The 14,144-nt window shown below is 71.7% G+C and carries 9 protein-coding genes; 5 read left to right on the top strand and 4 right to left on the bottom strand.

Translation table 11 applies throughout. The features are described 5' to 3' along the window. Positions 1–270: 270 nt before the first annotated feature. The 4 genes from D452_RS28340 to D452_RS0115045 are packed head-to-tail and all read right to left on the bottom strand — an operon-like array spanning position 271 to position 4,092. Complete coding sequence (locus tag D452_RS28340) at positions 271–1,806, bottom strand: hypothetical protein (RefSeq protein ID WP_017544984.1); 1,536 nt, start codon at positions 1,804–1,806, stop codon at positions 271–273. Continuing rightward, positions 1,803–2,708: an ATP-binding cassette domain-containing protein gene (locus D452_RS0115055; protein WP_017544983.1), complete on the bottom strand. Its 906-nt coding sequence runs from the start codon at positions 2,706–2,708 to the stop codon at positions 1,803–1,805. Before D452_RS0115055 ends, D452_RS28340 begins: the two co-directional genes overlap by 4 nt. Further along, on the bottom strand, positions 2,705–3,505 hold the full coding sequence (locus D452_RS0115050; RefSeq protein WP_017544982.1) for a zf-HC2 domain-containing protein: 801 nt from the start codon (positions 3,503–3,505) through the stop codon (positions 2,705–2,707). The genes D452_RS0115055 and D452_RS0115050 overlap by 4 nt, the downstream gene beginning before the upstream one ends. Then, entirely contained in the window at positions 3,502–4,092 is a 591-nt protein-coding gene (locus tag D452_RS0115045; protein WP_026129332.1) for an RNA polymerase sigma factor, read from the bottom strand. Before D452_RS0115045 ends, D452_RS0115050 begins: the two co-directional genes overlap by 4 nt. A 137-nt stretch (positions 4,093–4,229) precedes the next feature. Here D452_RS0115045 and D452_RS0115040 point away from each other — a divergent pair, with 137 nt between their 5' ends. The 5 genes from D452_RS0115040 (at position 4,230) to D452_RS0115020 (ending at position 14,135) form a co-directional block, all read left to right on the top strand. Next, a complete protein-coding gene (locus tag D452_RS0115040; protein ID WP_017544980.1) occupies positions 4,230–5,165 on the top strand; it encodes an LLM class F420-dependent oxidoreductase in 936 nt (311 codons plus the stop codon). Positions 5,166–5,543: 378 nt separating this feature from the next. Beyond that, complete coding sequence (gene acnA / locus D452_RS0115035) at positions 5,544–8,267, top strand: aconitate hydratase AcnA (RefSeq protein ID WP_017544979.1); 2,724 nt, start codon at positions 5,544–5,546, stop codon at positions 8,265–8,267. 150 nt (positions 8,268–8,417) lie between these two features. Continuing rightward, positions 8,418–10,436 carry a hypothetical protein gene (locus D452_RS0115030; protein ID WP_026129331.1) on the top strand — a complete coding sequence of 673 codons (2,019 nt, stop codon included), beginning with the start codon at positions 8,418–8,420 and terminating at the stop codon, positions 10,434–10,436. Then, on the top strand, positions 10,429–11,724 hold the full coding sequence (locus D452_RS0115025; protein ID WP_017544977.1) for a hypothetical protein: 1,296 nt from the start codon (positions 10,429–10,431) through the stop codon (positions 11,722–11,724). The genes D452_RS0115030 and D452_RS0115025 overlap by 8 nt, the downstream gene beginning before the upstream one ends. Positions 11,725–11,849: 125 nt before the next feature. Then, positions 11,850–14,135, top strand: a complete 2,286-nt coding sequence (locus D452_RS0115020; protein ID WP_051061317.1) for a serine/threonine protein kinase — start codon at positions 11,850–11,852, stop codon at positions 14,133–14,135. Positions 14,136–14,144 lie beyond the last annotated feature (9 nt).

The following is a 14,144-nucleotide window of genomic DNA, read 5'->3' as shown; positions in this document are numbered from 1 at the left end:
CTTTCCGTCTGGACGCCTGGGAAGGGATCGTTGACGGGCGCACGACGGAGCGGCCGCTCACCGGATCGGTGCGGCCTCCGAGTTCGGGGAGGTCAGCGTGTGCGCCCGGTCAGGCGCACAGCGGCGGAAGGACCTTGTGCCAGTAGTAGTTCACGCCCCCACCGTAGCGTGGAGCGGGCCGACCGGACACGTCGGGGTTCCCTTGCCCGAGGTCGGCGACCGGCCGCGGGGGCGGACACGCATGGTGCGTGAGTAGGAGTCCGCGGGAAGTCAGCGGCAGGCGGGATCGCGCTGGTCGGAGCCGTACGGGGAGGGGAGGCCGCTCCACCGGTTCGGCGCCCAGGCCGGGTCGGGGACGGCGTCGTCGGCCACCGAGAGCTCCAGGAGCTCCGCCAGCTCCTCTGTGGTGGTGTCGGCGGACAGCAGGGACTCCCAGTGCTCCTCCACCACCTGGGAGACGGACTGCTGGGGGAGGCCGAGGATCGCGTGCGTCAGGCTCAGGTCGAGTTCGGAGGGGTCGTAGGAGGAGAGGAACTCCTCCGCTGCCTCGGTGCCGAGCCGTTCGTCCGCCGACACCATCCAGGCTCCCAGGACGATCCTGGCCTGTCCCGCGCCCGAGCACGAGTGGTCCCAGTACCGGGGGAGGCCGAGGACGTTCATGGTGACCTCGGTGGCCAGGGCGTCGCGGTAGTAGGGGTCCTCGGGGTCCCATTCGTCGAACACGATGACCGTCCCCGGCGGCGGGAACGGCTGGGCGGAACGCGGGAAGACCAGTCCGCCGGTCTGGAACTCGCGGACGTCCCGGCGCAGGTGCTGGGTGCCCTGCCACACCACTGGCAGGCGGTCCCGGGCGCGATCGGGTATCCGCGCCACTGTGGGAGAGAGCGCGGCGTGCCAGTAGTCGATCCAGGACTCGTAGCCGGGGAGGGGACAGTAGGTCACGCCCTCCCGGACCCGGCACGGGTCGGCCTCGGCGCCGTACAGGTCCTGGTCGGTGAAGGGTGTCTCGTAGGAGTAGGTCCGCTGCGCGTACACGTTGACGAAGGCCACCCCCGCGAGCAGGAGCGCCGCCGCCCCCAGAGTGACCGGCCGAAGGAACCACGAGCCCTCCCGCCGCGCGAACGCGAACACCAGCAGGAAGGCGGCCATGAACGAGATGTGCAGCAGGGACAGCACACCGAGTTCGGTCACGGCGGGTTCGGCGACGGGCAGGGGATCCAGCACCCACCGGGCCACGCCGTTCAGCCGCCGCAGGATCTCGTCGGCCCTGGTCCCCATGGACGTCACCGTGTACAGCAGGTACGCGGGGACGAGCAGCAGCAACACCACCAGCGGGGTGTACGAACGGGTCCAGACGGCACTGGCCACCGCCCCCAGCGGCCCGCACCAGGCCAGCACGAACAGGGCCAGGACCGCGGGCGGGCTGGCCGTCCCGGCGGTCGGCTGTGAGTTGGCCACCAGGTGGGAGAGGACCAGTACACCCACGCACACCGATGTGACCAGCACGGACGCCAGCGAGAGGGACAACAGGCGGGCGCGCGCCGACAACGGCAGCGCGAACCCCTCCGAATGGCGCACCTCCCGGATCGCCGGGAAGGTCGTGACAGCGAACATCACCGCGGCCAGCCCCAGCGCCTGGAGCCTGACCTGGTCGATCAGGTCGGACCAGGTCGGCATCGGAGGCCGGTACGCCGAGTACACGAGCCCGACCAGGGCCACGGGCACCACGACCAGGAACACCGGGCTCACCAGCAGGTGGCGCAGGTTGAACCGGGTCAGCGCCCAGAACGTCGGGACGCCGCTCACCGGGTACCGCTCCGTGCCCCGGTGAGCAGAAGGTAGGCGTCCTCCAGCGACGGCTCCACCGGGACGCGCGCCGCCGAGTCCGGGTTCTCGACGCCCTCGGGCACGAGCACCCGGTAGCGGCCGTCCGCCAGCCGCCAGGAGGTCACGCCCTCCTCGGGGCGCGAACCCTGCTCCCACACCCGGCCGCGCGCCCGGGCCACCAGCTCCCCGGGTGTGCCGTCGAAGATCACCCGGCCCTGGTCCAGGCACAGCACCCGACGGCACAGCGCGGCCACGTCCTCGATCTGGTGCGTGGACAGCACCACCGTGCTGCGCACCGCGAGTTCGGAGACGAGGTCGCGGAACCGGATGCGCTGTTCGGGGTCCAGGCCGATCGTGGGCTCGTCGAGCAGGAGGAGCTCGGGGTCGCCGAGCAGCGCCGCCGCCAGCCCCAGGCGCTGGCGCATACCGCCGGACAGACGGCGCACCCGGCTGTGCCTGCGGTCGTACAGGTCCACCCTGCGCATGGCGCGGCGGACCTCGTCGTGGCGTTCCCGGCGCCCGCCCAGCTCCTTGAGCACCGCCACGTAGTCCAGCAGTCCGAACACGGTGAAGTGCGGGTAGAACGAGGGGAACTGCGGCAGGTAACCCATCCGGCGGCGGATCTCGGTGCGGTCCGCGGACCGTTCCGGGTCGCGTCCCAGCACCCGCATCCGGCCGCCGCTGGCCTCCAGGTCGGTGGCCAGGCAGCGCATCAGCGTGGTCTTGCCCGCGCCGTTGCGCCCGAGCAGACCGGTCACCCCCGGCCCCAGTTCCAGGTCGATCCCGTCGAGGGCCCGGCGTGTGCCGTAACTGCGGACCAGCCCGCTCACGCTGACCCGGTTCGCTGTCCAGACCCCCTCGCCCGTGGTGCCGGTGGTCACGCGGCCCTCACCCGGAGCAGGACGACCCCGGCCAACAGGGCGAGCGCCGTCGCCCAGCTGGCCTGCGCGGTCGGTGTGAACAGCAGCAGCGGGTCGAGGCCGTCGGTTGCCCCGAGCAGGACCAGGGCGAGCAGCCACGCGGCACCGACGCCCCCTCCGGCCAGGCTCAGCGCCATCCACCGGCTCAGCGCCAGACACCCGGCCACCATGGCCAGCGCGGGCAGCAGCCAGAAGACCGCCTCTGACAGCGTGGAGACCGAGGGCATCAGGAGCGCCGCCGTGGTGCACAGCACCAGGGCGGGTACCAGGACCGCCGCCGTGCGCAGGAAGAGGAGCCGGTACCCCGCCAGGGGTGTGACGGACGTGAGGCTGTGGGCCGGGTCCACCCCCCGCCCGTAGGCGAGGGCCACCCCGATCAGGGGCACGACCGGCGCGGTGATGGAGAACAGCAGGGAGCCGCGCGGCACCTCGTGCGCGACGGCCAACGCCATGGTCAGTACGAGCACGGTGGCGCCCAGCCAGGCCCGGTAGAGCTGCGGGGTGGCGGCCAGGAGTTTGGCGGTGTTCTCGCGCAGGCCGATCGCGGAGAGCAGGCGTTCGACCGCGCCGCGCCGGGGCTGGTCAACGACGTCGCGCAGGTCGGCCCAGCTGCGGTCCAGCCAGTCCTCGTCGGCGGGCAGGAGGGAACGGCAGTGGGCGCAGTGCGTCAGGTGGGCCTCGGCGGACATCGCGGTGACGTCGTCGGCGGTGTGCGCCGCGTACCGGTGGAGTTGGTCGTGGGTCAGGTGCCAGCTCATGTGGTCAGTGCCTCCCGTAGCCGCGCCTTGGCGCGCATGACCCGTGTCTTCACGGTTCCCTCGGGTATCTGGAGGATCTCCGCCGCCTCCCGCACGGTCAGGCCGTCGAGCACGGTGGCCTGGATCGCCGAGCGCAGTTCGGGGGAGAGCTCGTGCAGGGCGGCGCCCAGGGGGCCGTGCTCGATGTTGAGCAGCACGGTGTCCTCGGCGGACGCGTCGCCGATCGTCTCGTACGGTTCGGGTTCGCTCTCGGCGATCCAACGGTTGGCGCGTTTGCGCAGCTGGGAGATGAGCTGGCGGATCGCGATGGTCCACAGCCAGGCCCCGGCGTCGCTGTCCCCCGGGCGGGGGGTGAAGGAGCCGGCGTTGCGCCACACCGCCAGGAAGGTCTCCTGGAGGGCGGCGTCGAGCTGGTCGTTGTCGGAGCAGCGGTAGCGCAGCCGGGCCCGCAGCCAGGGAGCGTGTCTTCGGTGCAGGATCTCCAGGGCTTCGGTCTCCCCGGCTGCGACGGCGGACAGCAGCACGGGATCGGCGCTGTCGGGTCCGTAGGCGGGTGCGCGTCGTCGTGCGCGGCGGAGAAGCTTCACGTGGAGGGCTATCGCGGGTCGGGGACGGAACGGTTCAGGCGGGGGCGGCCGGGATCCGTCGGCGCTGACCTCGGCTTTTCCACAGTACCCGCGCGGCGGTTTCCGAACGGTCGGTGCGGTGGGAGAAAATGGGGCGTATGCGCCTGAGGATCTTCCTTGAACCCCAGCAGGGGGCCACCTACGAGGACCAGCTCGCCGTCGCCCGAGCCGTTGAGGACCTCGGGTTTGACGCCCTGTTCCGGTCTGATCACTATCTGTCGATGGGCGACCACGTCAGCGGGCTCCCCGGTCCGACTGACGCGTGGATCACCCTGGCCGGTCTGGCCAGGGAGACCTCCCGGATCCGTCTGGGCACCCTGATGACGGCGGCGACCTTCCGCCACCCCGGCCCGCTGGCCATCTCCGTCGCGCAGGTCGACCGCATGAGCGGCGGCCGGGTCGAGTTCGGTTTCGGCGCGGGCTGGTTCGAGGAGGAGCACGCGGTCTACGGGATCCCCTTCCCCGACTCCGCGCGGGAGCGGTTCGACCGCTACGAGGAACAGCTCGACATCATCACGGGGTTGTGGTCCACCCCGGTGGGGGACACCTTCCGGTACGAGGGCAGGCACTTCCGGCTGGCGCAGGGACCGGCCCTGCCCAAGCCGCAGCAGGGTCCGCACCCGCCGGTGCTGATCGGAGGGACGGGCCCCAAGCGCACGCCGAGACTGGCGGCCAAGTTCGCCGACGAGTACAACGTTCCGTTCTGCTCGCTGGAGGACACCGAGGCGGCCTTCGGGCGCACCGCTGACGCTGTCCGGGCGTCCGGTCGCACGGTGCCGATGGTGTACTCGGCGGCGCAGGTGCTGTGTGCGGGGCGTGACGAGGCGGAGGTGTCCAAGCGGGCCGCCCGGATCGGCCGCGACGTGTCGGAGCTGCGCCAGAACGGTCTCGCCGGTACTCCCGACGAGATCGTGGAGCGGATCGGCCGGTTCGCGGCCGCCGGTGCGGAGAGAATGTACCTGCAGGTCCTGGACCTGTCCGACCTCGACCACCTGGAGCTGGTCGCCTCGGCGGTGGCACCGCAGCTGGACTGAACGGGACCGGGCACGGGGGGTGTCCGAGGGGGATGCGCCCCACCCGATAACTTGATATCGAGATACAAGTTGGATACCTTGACATCAAGATAACAGCGGGGTTCCCCCCACCCGCTCCCGGCTCGGGCCTGTGAGGTCGACCGCTTTTCGGCAGTGAGTCCCGGGCCCGTGAGTGTCCGCGGCCAGTCGGCCGCGACCGGTGACGATGTGGCGTCGTCGCAGGTCAAAGCGGCCCTGATGGATCATGGAGGCGATGGGGGTGCTCATCCGCGACCCCCGTGCCCCGGTGATCCGGTTAGGGCGGCCTCAGTAGGTCCCGCATCCACCCCATGGGGCAGGATGCTGGGGACAAAGTGGCGAGATCAGGAGGCAGACACCGTGTCCGCGAACAGCTTCGGCGCCCGTGACACGTTGCGCGTTGGCGACGAGTCGTATGAGATCTTCCGGTTGGACGCCGTCAAAGGCTACAACCGACTTCCCTACAGCCTGAAGGTGCTGCTGGAGAACCTCCTCCGCACCGAGGACGGCGCGAACGTCACCGCCGAGCACATCACGGCCCTCGGCAACTGGGACGCCAAGGCCCAGCCCAGCCAGGAGATCCAGTTCACCCCCGCGCGGGTGATCATGCAGGACTTCACCGGCGTCCCGTGCGTCGTCGACCTCGCCACCATGCGCGAGGCCGTCCGCGACATGGGCGGCGACCCGGACAAGATCAACCCGCTCGCCCCCGCCGAGCTGGTGATCGACCACTCCGTCGTCGTCGACCTCTTCGGTCGCCCCGACGCCTTCGAGCGCAACGTCGAGATCGAGTACGAGCGCAACTACGAGCGCTACAAGTTCCTGCGCTGGGGCCAGACCGCCTTCGACGAGTTCAAGGTCGTCCCGCCCGGCACCGGCATCGTGCACCAGGCCAACATCGAGCACCTCGCGCGCGTCACCATGGACCGCAAGGGCCAGGCCTACCCCGACACCTGCGTCGGCACCGACTCGCACACCACCATGCAGAACGGCCTGGGCATCCTGGGCTGGGGCGTCGGTGGCATCGAGGCCGAGGCCGCCATGCTCGGCCAGCCGATCTCCATGCTCATCCCGCGCGTGGTCGGCTTCAAGCTCACCGGTGAGCTCAAGCCCGGCACCACCGCCACGGACCTCGTGCTCACCATCACCGAGAAGCTGCGCGACCACGGCGTCGTCGGCAAGTTCGTCGAGTTCTACGGCGAGGGCGTCGGTTCCGTGCCGCTGGCCAACCGCGCCACCATCGGCAACATGAGCCCGGAGTTCGGTTCCACCGCCGCGATCTTCCCGGTCGACGACGAGACCATCCGGTACATGCGCCTGACCGGCCGCTCCGAGCAGCAGGTCGCCCTGACCGAGTCCTACGCCAAGGCCAACGGCTTCTGGCACGACCCGGCCAACGAGCCCGAGTTCTCCGAGTACCTGGAGCTCGACCTCGCCGAGGTCGTCCCCTCCATCGCCGGTCCCAAGCGTCCCCAGGACCGCATCGCCCTGTCGGCGGCCAAGCAGACCTGGCGCCACGACATCAGCGACTACGTCTCCGACCGGGCCGACGAGGCCGGCGCGGAGTCCTTCCCGGCCTCCGACTCCCCGGCCCAGGAGCCCAACGGCGCGCGTCCGCACAAGGCCGTCAAGGTCACCATGGCCGACGGCACCGAGACCGAGGTCGACCACGGCGCCGTCGTGATCGCCGCGATCACCTCGTGCACCAACACCTCGAACCCCTCGGTCATGCTGGGTGCCGCCCTGCTGGCCAAGAACGCGGTCGAGAAGGGTCTGTCCCGCAAGCCGTGGGTCAAGACCTCCATGGCCCCGGGCTCCAAGGTCGTCACGGACTACTACGAGCGCTCCGGCCTGACCCCGTACCTGGACAAGCTGGGCTTCAACCTGGTCGGCTACGGCTGCACCACCTGCATCGGCAACTCGGGCCCGCTGCCCGAGGAGATCTCGCAGGCGGTCCAGGACAACGACCTCGCCGTCTCGGCGGTCCTGTCCGGCAACCGCAACTTCGAGGGCCGGATCAACCCGGACGTGAAGATGAACTACCTGGCCTCGCCGCCGCTGGTGGTCGCCTACGCGCTGGTCGGGTCGATGGACGTCGACATCACCACCGAGCCCCTGGGTACCGGCAAGGACGGCCAGCCCGTCTACCTGGCCGACATCTGGCCGACGGCCGAGGAGATCCAGGAGGTCATGGACTCCGCGATCGCCTCGGACATGTACGCCAGCGCGTACTCGGACGTGTTCGCCGGTGACGACCGCTGGCGCGAGCTGCCCACGCCCACGGGCAACACCTTCGAGTGGGAGGGCGATTCGACCTACGTCCGCAAGCCCCCGTACTTCGAGGGCATGGGCCACACCCCGGCGCCGGTCACCGACATCTCCGGTGCCCGCGTCCTGGCCAAGCTGGGCGACTCGGTCACCACCGACCACATCTCCCCGGCCGGTGCCATCAAGCCGGGCACCCCGGCGGCCGAGTACCTCAAGGCCAACGGTGTGGAGCGTCGCGACTTCAACTCCTACGGTTCCCGTCGTGGCAACCACGAGGTGATGATCCGCGGCACCTTCGCCAACATCCGCCTGCGCAACCAGATCGCGCCGGGCACCGAGGGCGGCTACACCCGCGACTTCACCAAGGCCGACGCGCCGGTGGTGTTCATCTACGACGCCGCGCAGAACTACGCCGCGCAGGACACCCCGCTGGTGGTCCTGGGCGGTAAGGAGTACGGTTCCGGTTCCTCGCGTGACTGGGCGGCCAAGGGCACCAGCCTGCTGGGCGTCCGCGCGGTCATCACCGAGTCCTACGAGCGCATCCACCGCTCCAACCTCATCGGTATGGGTGTCCTGCCGCTCCAGTTCCCGGAGGGCGAGTCCGCGGACTCCCTCGGCCTGACCGGCGAGGAGACCTTCTCCGTCACCGGGGTGACCGAGCTGAACGAGGGCCGTGTCCCCAGCACGGTGAAGGTCACCACCGACACCGGCGTCGAGTTCGACGCCGTGGTGCGGATCGACACCCCGGGTGAGGCGGACTACTACCGCAACGGCGGCATCCTCCAGTACGTGCTGCGCCAGCTGATCGCCAAGTAGCGAGAGGCGTTCGAGACCGCCGCACGTGCCCACAGGCGCGAACGCGGTGCTTCGAGGGCCGCCACCGTCCGACCGACGGTGGCGGCCCTTCTCGTGTTGTGGCCCCCCGCGCGTTCCGGCCTGACCGAAAGGTCCGGATATGCTCTGGGTATGCCCTCGCCCCCCGGACCAGGTCTCCTTTCATGGCGCGCGGACCTGCTCCGACGCGCCCTGGTGCTGTGCGCCGCGTCGCTCCTGGCGGTGCTCACCACGACGCCCGCGGCCCTGGCCGAACCAGCACCCGAGACGGTCGAGGCCCACGAGGACAGCCGGACCCCGGCCGAGTACTACGCGGACGAGCTCGCCGAGCGCCCCGAGGGCGCGGCCGTCGTCGTGGACGACTCCCTGGCGGGCCTCGGAGACGTGGCCGAACTGGAGCGGGAGCTGCACGCCCTCTTCTCCACCCTCGACGTCCCCTACCACGTGATCGCCAGCCCCTTCCCCGGACAGGGGTCGGACTGGGGCACCGGTCCGGTCCTGCCCGCGGTGATGGACCGGCTCGACCGCGACGGCGTGTACGTGCACCTGCGGCCAGAGACCTACACGCAGGACGTGCGGGTACGCGGCTACGACCTCCCGGCGGAGGAGAGCCTGCGCTCGCTGAGCGACGACCCCAGGCTGGAGTACGACTCCGGTCCCGACGAGGTCGCCGCCGTCCTCGTCGAACGCCTGCGGGGCGAGGCCACCGCGCCCGTGGACAGTCACGAGGGGCGGACCGAACCCGGCGCGCTGGCGGTCTTCTGGGAGGAGTTCCTCGACGACGTCGACCCGACCCGTTCGGTCGGCGCCGAGAACCTCGGCACCCTCTCCGGGCTCTCCTCCGGGTTCCTGCTCGGGACGGGTGTGGTCTGGGTATGGTGGCGCTCCGTGCGCGGCCGTCGGCGGCGCCACGAGGTGACCGTGGTGTCCGTGCTCACCCTGGCCCTGGCCGGTGCCGCGGTCGCCGGGCCCTACGCCTACATGATGAGCGTGCCCAAGGGAGGGGTGGAGACCGCCTGGGAGACTCCGGACGTCCAGTCCGTCCCGCCGTACGTCGCCAACACCGAGCGGGTCGAACGCCTGGTCTCCGAGACCGGGTCCGCGCCGCTGTACGTCGCGCCCCTGGTCACGATGGACCGCACCGGCCTGACCGCCACCGCCGAGCGGTTGAAGGACGCCGAGATCCCGGTCCGCGCCCTGGTGATGTCCATGAGCCCGTCCGACGAGTCGGAGGGGGACCCCGAGGTGCTGGCGTACTCGCTGGCCGCGCTCACCGAGGGACCGTCCGTGTACGTGGTCGCCACCACCGACTTCGAGGGCAGGGTCGAACTCGCCGCCGGGTCCTCGGGCCTGGGCATCGACGCCTACGCCCTGAGCTCGGCCGTCCGGGACGTGGTCGCCGACACCCCGGCCGAGGCCGTCGAGGCCGCGCTGCCCGCCCTCACCGCGCTGCCCACCGACCCCGGTCAGCCCGACACCGAACCCCTCTTCGCCCACTCCTACGACGAGGACCCCGGGCCGAGGTCCGAACGGTTCCTCGGTGACGGCTTCCTGCCCTGCCTCCTCGTGGTCGGGCCCCTCCTCTCCGGGCTCGTCTTCGGCGCGTTGCTCCTCCTGGTGGCCACCGTGCGCGCCGTGCGCGGGGGCACGGTCGGCGGTCGAACGCGGATGGGGGCGCGGGCGCTGCGCCGACTCGCGTTGTCGGAGACCCACGCCATGGTCCGGGAGCTGGAGGCGGCCGGGAACGGCGAGGTTCCCGCGTCGGCCATGCGCGACGCCGACGCCGCCCTGGTCGTGCTCCGGCGCCCCACGGACGCCCTCGACCTCCTCGGGGTCACGGTCCTGGCCCGGCGCGCCCGTGCGGGCATCTCCGGTGACCCCGGGGCCGGACGGCGGCCGGTCTGCTCGGCCAACCCCCTGCACGGCCGGGCGGACCGGGTCGGGAGGGTCAAGGTCGTGTCGGGGCGCCGCCCGCTGTGCGACACCTGCCTGGGCCTCCAGAACGACGCCCGTACCGCGCGCGTGTTGGAGCTGCGGATCGGCGGGGCCTGGGTCCCGCACCTGAGCCTGGACCGCGTCTGGGTGCACACCAACTACGGATCGACGCAGCGCGGCCTCGTCGACGGGATTCTGGAGGAGAGCGATGCGTAGGTTCGAGGTGCCCTCCGTCCTGGGCGCGGTTCTGGCCCTCACCCTCATGGGTGCGGCACCCGTCGCCGCCGCACCGGCCGACACCGTGCCGGAGAACGCCACCGAGGCGATCGCCTCCTCCCTGGCCGAGTCGCCGGTCCACGTCGACCCCGCCTACTCCAGCGCCCTGCCCGAGGAGGTCCGTCAGGAGACCGTCGCACTCATCGAGGGCTCCGACCTGCCCCTGTACGTGGTCGCGGTACCGATGGTGGAAGGGGACACCTGGGACGGCGACCCCGAGAACCTCGCCGTCCTGGTCCACGACCACATGGGCGGCGGCCGGGCCCACATCCTGGTGTTCGCCAACGACCGCATGCACGGGTGGGACTACGGGAGCGGAACGGACCTTCCCGCCCACTACGGCGCCCTCACCTCCTCCTACGCCACAGGGTTCAGCGGCAACCTCGGTGAGCTGGTCGAGGTCTCGGTGGAGTCGGCCCTGTCCGAGGACCCCGAGGCCGCCTACACCGCCGCAAGCGAGGCCTACGACGAACAGCGGGAGGACGCCGCCGGACCGATGTCCGGTTTCTGGCGGGGCGACGGCACGGGCGCGCCCGGCTGGCTGTGGCCGTCTGTCGCCGCCCTGGCGCTTCTCCTGGCCGTCGGCGCGGTCTGGCGCTCCCGCCGCGCCAGGGTGCCCTCGCTGCCAGCCCTGGCCGTCACCCAGCACGCCGGGTTCGACAACGCCGACCGCGCCGCCCTGGACCGGTTGGTGGAGCGGGGCGCCACGGACCTCGTCGAACTGGGGGAGCGGTTGGGTCAGTTGCGTTCGCGCTCCCAGAACGAGGCGGCCACCCGGCTCCTCCAGCACGCCCTGGACGCCCGCTCCGCCGCCGCCAAGGTCCACGACCGCATGCTCGCGACCGAGCCCTCCCTGCCCGACGCCGTCGGGGTCCTCGTCCTGCTCGACATGGCCGAGGACGCCATCCTGCGCAGCCGGTCCAGGTCCCGCGGGCCCCGGGTGCACTGCTACGCCAACCCCCTGCACGGCACCACCACCAAGCAGACCGACTGGCGTGAGTTCGGCGGCACCCGCACCATCCGCGTCCCGCTGTGCGCGGAGTGCGCCAGGGCGGTGCGGGGCCGCGGCCGCCCGCGCGTACTGCCCGATCAGCACCGGGGGAGTGAGGTGCCCTACTACGAGGTACCGGCCGACGAGAGCGTCTGGGCGGCCACGGGTTACGGCGCTCTGCGGGACGACCTGGTGGATCGCGTCCTGCGAGGCGACCACGGGCGCATCCGCAGGTAACGGCGCGGTATCGGATGCGCCGGGGGTGGAACCGAGTCCGTGTACGGGCGGTCAGTTCACTGTGGCACCCTGACATGGCGCCCCGCTCGGGGCCGGGAAACGACGTACGAGAGACGGGGCGGGCTGTGGACGACCCTCAGGGCCAGGGCATGCGAGTGGAGGAGGCCGGTGGCTTCCGACTTCTGCGCTCCCTGGGGCGGGGCGGTTTCGGCGAGGTGTTCCTCGGCGAGGCGGAGGACGGCACCCGTGCCGCAGTGAAGCTCCTGCACGCGAGCTGGTCCGGGGACGCGGACATGCGGCGCCGCTTCGCCGCCGAGGTGGAGCAGGCCCAGCGGGTGAGCGGCTTCTGCGTCGCCACGATCCTGGACGCGGACCCCGACGCAGCCCAGCCGTGGATCGCCACCGAGTACATCGACGGCCCCACCCTCCAGGCCTCCGTCGAAGCCGACGGCCCGCGCACGGGAGTTGAGCTCCAGCGCCTGGCCGTCGGAACCGCGACCGCCCTGGCCGCCATCCACGCGGCGGGCGTGGTGCACCGGGACCTGAAGCCGGACAACATCATGCTCGCCCCGGACGGACCGAGGGTGATCGATTTCGGGATCGCCCGCGCCGTGGAGTCGACCTCCGTCACGGCCAGCGGGGTGGTCGGCACCATCGGCTACATGGCCCCCGAACAGCTGGAGGGCGCCCGGCTGACCGCCGCCGTGGACGTCTTCGCCTGGGCCTCGGTCATGGTGTTCGCCGCCACCGGCCGGGAGGCCTTCCCCGGCCCCACCCAGGCCGCTCGCATCGCCCGCATCCTCGGCGGACAACCCGACCTCGCAGGACTGGACGGAGCGTTCGCCGAGACCATCCGGGCCTGCCTGGACAAGGAGCCCTCGGGCCGGCCCGACGCCGAGACCCTCATGCGGTGGCTCATCTCCGCCCCGGCCGGGAACGGTCCGGTCCGCGCCGCCGGATCCGGCGGCGACCACACGCCCACGACGATCGCCCCCGGTGCCGACCGGCCGGACGCCCGGACCCGGATCGGCGTCGACCACACCAGGGTCGCCGGTCAGCCGCCCGCCGGTGCGAACCCCCCCAACCCCACCAGGGTGGCCGGGGAGGCCGATGCCGCCCCCACCCGTACCTACACGCGGATGTCCCCGTCCGACGCGCGGGAGGGCGCCGCACACGCCCGGCAGTCCGGCCCCTACCCCGCGCCTCCCAGCGGGGCGCACACCCCGCCGCCCAACGGCGCGTACCCCTCTGCCGCGTCGGGTCCCTACCCCGCGCCCCCCAGCGGATTCCACACCCCGAACACCGGGCACTCCGGGGCCACGCCGCCGTACCACTTCGTCAGCGTCCGCTTCCACGAACCCGGCGGCCTGGCCGAGGCCATGCAGCAGAACTGGGGCGCCGCGGTCCAGGTCTTCAGTGACCCCGTCGAGCGCGCGGCCCTGGGCGCCTGGCTCATGGACGACCTCGGCGACACCATCGTCGACCGTTCCCTCTTCCGGCGCGAGGTCCGGGACGCCAACCTCGCGGTCGCCTCGTTCATCGCCCAGACCCGCCCCGACCTGCCTCCGGTCTTCCGAGGCCGGGGCGTGTCCCTGGCCGAGTTCCGGGCGCTCTTCGCCGACCCCGGCCCCCTCCTGACCGGCGCCCCGCTCAGCAACGAGATGGTCCTGCTGGCCCGCCCCGAACTCCTGCGCGTCCTCAGCGCCTACCAGGGCCCCGAGAGCGCCGAGTACCAGAGGCTGGCCGAACACCTGGACCGCGCCGAGCGCTCCGGAACCCTCCTGCACGAACAGCTCTCGCAGCGGCTCGTCGGGTGGCGGTCGAGCCAGCCCAACGTCAACCCGGCGCTGGTGCTGGCCCTCCTCCTGAACCCGCAGCTGATGGTCCCGCCCGACGACAACGGCGACACCGGGGTCGCCGAGTGGGTGGACATCCTGTGGCAGCGCGTGTCCAACTCCGGGACCCCCGAGAACGCCGGGTACGCGGCGGCGGTCTACGGCTCGCTGGGCACCCTCCAGGCCCTGGCCAGGCAGCGCCGCTACTGGGAGACCCGCTACTCCGAGGTGTCCACCACCCACGAGGAACTCGTGAACAAGGTGGAGCTCCAGAACCGGACCGGACGGATCATCCGCTGGTGCCGGATCTCCCTCCTCGGTCTGCCCCTGGGACTCGTCCTCTCCTTGACCCCGTGGGACGCGTTCGCCGACCTCCTGATGTGGGTCGCGATGCTCGGACTGGTCGGCATGGTCGGCGCCTTCGCGACACGGCTGGTGATGTGCGGCACCGCCGACCGCCAACGGCGGCGGCTCCTGGACCTGCACAACTCCAACCACCAGCTGCCCCAGCTGACCACGGGCGTGGAGCGCATCCGCGCGGACCTGGCCCAGGCGCGCGCGATCACCTCCAGCTGAGCCCCGGCG

It is taken from the genome of Nocardiopsis prasina DSM 43845 (assembly GCF_000341265.1).
GTDB classification, from domain to species: Bacteria; Actinomycetota; Actinomycetes; order Streptosporangiales; family Streptosporangiaceae; genus Nocardiopsis; species Nocardiopsis prasina.
The sequence above is the reverse complement of the archived record's forward strand: the minus strand, read 5'-3'. Positions and strand labels throughout refer to the sequence as shown.